Source organism: Variovorax sp. dw_954 (genome assembly GCF_018449755.1).
In the GTDB taxonomy this organism is placed as follows: Bacteria; Pseudomonadota; Gammaproteobacteria; order Burkholderiales; family Burkholderiaceae_C; genus Variovorax.
Genome location: NZ_JAAVVD010000074.1, coordinates 1 through 2,662, shown reverse-complemented (window position 1 = coordinate 2,662; position 2,662 = coordinate 1). Strand labels below are relative to the sequence as shown.

At 65.5% G+C, this 2,662-nt stretch carries 2 protein-coding genes and 1 pseudogene; all 3 read right to left on the bottom strand.

Annotated elements, in window-relative coordinates; all coding sequences use genetic code 11:
- A partial coding sequence (locus tag HB681_RS37500) for a tyrosine-type recombinase/integrase (RefSeq protein ID WP_213959966.1) occupies positions 1–1,184 on the bottom strand: 1,184 nt, incomplete at its 3' end.
- A 111-nt stretch (positions 1,185–1,295) separates the two neighbouring features.
- Complete coding sequence (locus tag HB681_RS37495) at positions 1,296–2,171, bottom strand: tyrosine-type recombinase/integrase (protein WP_213959965.1); 876 nt, start codon at positions 2,169–2,171, stop codon at positions 1,296–1,298.
- A 160-nt stretch (positions 2,172–2,331) separates the two neighbouring features.
- Positions 2,332–2,529, bottom strand: a pseudogene (locus HB681_RS37490) (transposase zinc-binding domain-containing protein); the annotation flags it as partial.
- Between the last annotated feature and the right edge of the window lie 133 nt (positions 2,530–2,662).

The following is a 2,662-nucleotide window of genomic DNA, read 5'->3' as shown; positions in this document are numbered from 1 at the left end:
ACAAAGCGGAAGAACGATCGGATCGCCGCCAGACGGATGTTGCGCGTTTGCGCCGAGTTGCGGCGTGCACTCTCGAGATGCTCGAGAAACGCGGCGATCAAAGGCGCGTCCAGCTGCTCCAACATCAGAGCCGATGGCACGGTCTTGAGCCTGCGGGCAGCGAACTCGAACAGCGACTGGAAGCTGTAGGCGTACGAATCGCAGGTGTGCGCACTGGCGGCACGATGGCGAGGCAGGTGCTCGCGCAAAAAGGCCTCGATATGCGGCGCCAGGGAGCTCATGGGGTGACCTCCGCTCAGATAGACCTCGCCGGCTGCGGCGATGTCGGTCAACAGTTCCGGCGTCGATTCCAAGTACCAGTAGGTCGAGTCGATGCTGACGTGGCCGAGATAGGTGCTCAGCGCCAGCATGTGCTGTCCAATGCGTTGGCGACCGGCAGGCGTTGACTGCAGTGCGCGCAGGGCGAACGTGTGCCTGAGCTCATGGAGCCGTGGGCGATGCCCGCGCAATGGCGCTATACCCGCAGCCTCCGCCAGCCTGCCGAAGACTCGGTACACGGTCCCGTATTCCAGTGGCCGACCGTCGTCGTTGACGAACACGTGGTCCGTGGTGAGACGCACGGCGCGACGCTGCGCCAGATACCGCTCGAGTCCCGCCACTGCGGTCTCATGCAGCGGCACCAACCGGGTCTTCTGGAACTTGGTCTTGCGGATCAGCAGACCGTCCGGCGTCACGTCGCCGTAGCGCAGGTGCAAGGCCTCTGAGATCCGAAGACCGGTTGCGGCAAGCAGGCTGATCAGCGTCGCATAGGTCTGCGGCCGCAGGGCGTCACCTGCAGACAACTGCGTCGCAGCCAGGATCAGTCGATCGATCTCTGCGGCTGTGTAGATGCGAGGGACGCGGCGGGACTTCCTATGGCCGAAGTGATTGGGCGGCGGCAGGTCGTGTTGGGGGTCTTCCATCCGCACGTGCTCCGCAAACTGGCGGACGGTCTGGTAGCGGGTATGCCGTTGAGCCGATGACGGCGCTCGACTGGCCCAGTCGATCGCTGTAGCCGTGCAGATGTGTGCTTGCTGACGGTCGGCGGCGAACGCCGCAAAGCTGCGCAGCAGGTACTGCGCGTTGCTCAAGACGAAGCCCGCACTGCGTCGCAAGGCCAAGTAACGGTCGATGGCGGCGATCATGGATGCGCCCCCGGCCATGGTTGAGCGACGCCGCGAAGCAAGACGATATCGACCTTGGCGTAGTAGGCGCTCATGTCGATGCTGCGGTGGCGCAGGACCAAGCCGATCTGGTTAGCGGCCCTTGCCCGTCACCCGCAAGATGCCATTGCGCCAGTCGATGTCGCCGAGACGAAGCTGAGCCACGTCTCCCGCGCGCAGGCCCAGCCGCGACAACAGCAACACGATCGCGCGGTCGCGCAGCCGCCCTCGCGTCGTCCCATCGCACGCCGCGATGACGCGCGCCAGTTCGTCTTCCGACAGACAGCGTGGCAGCCGTGCCAGCCGCCAGCTGGTCACGGCGGGGACGGCGAGGGCAAGGTCGTCTCGCGACTCGCCCGCGAAACTGACGTCGCGCAGGAACGCCCGCAACGAGGTGATGAGCTTCTGCGTCGTGGGAGGCCCGCACTCGGCGGCACGGCCGAGCAGGAAGTCCCGTACCGACTGCGCATTCCATCGGACGACATCGGCGCCGAGCTCGTCGATCAGTTCCGCGGCGCCTCGGCAGTATTGCCTCAGCGTCGGCTCGCTGGCCCCGCGATGCACACGCAGCCAATCCCTGAAGGCGCTCACCATCGCAGGCTCTGCGTGCTCTGCGTCGGCGACCACGGGGCCGTTGCAGACTCCGAGTCGAACCAGCTGTCGGTGGAACAACTTCGCGCCGAAGCGCGCGTGGTACCCACTCGCTCCACCGTTCGATCGCGGACAGCGACAGCGAGAAAAGTGGCGCCCGAATGCCTCCAGCGCGCCCGCATCGACATCGGCCCAGGCATCACCCTCGAGATAGACGAACCAGCCCAGGTGAGCTGCCGACCTCAGGTAGCGAACCGCGCTCGCGTGAGCGTAGCCATCGCGTGCGAGCGAGTCTGCGAAGCCGTCGATGTACGGGGCACTCGGGCCGGCACGCAGGCGACGGAGCGTCTTGGGGGCGCAAAAGTAGCTGTCAAGCATTGAGATCTCCTGGGTTGGGTTGAGCCATGAATGGCTCGATGACCGTACCCAGGTCGTCCGAAAAAATGGTGAGCTGCGCGCGGCAAGCGCTCGCTCGAGTCCAGGGCAACACCACGCCTCGACTTCCTCGAACTCCCCGTATTGGGAGTCTCCCCATAAGGCACGAGTTGTAGGAAACCTGGTCCGTGCCGCACCCCTCGCAGCGCAGCACATGTCCACCCAGCGCCGCGCTGAGGCACTGTTCGATGGCCGACATGACCTTGAGTTGCGCCAGGCCCAGGTGGCCGCGCTGAGCGGCTCGCCACGCGGGTCCGTGCTGGCGGAAGATGTCGGCGACCTCCAGTGAGGGCCGGCCCACGGCCTGCCCCTCAGGATGGCGGCAGCGCTTCCAACGGGCCGAGCACCTCGCGCAACAGGTCGGTCGCGACGTGCGCGTAGAGGAAATGTGCTTAAGCACATTTTTTGCTGCTTATGGAGAGCTCTCCATAAGC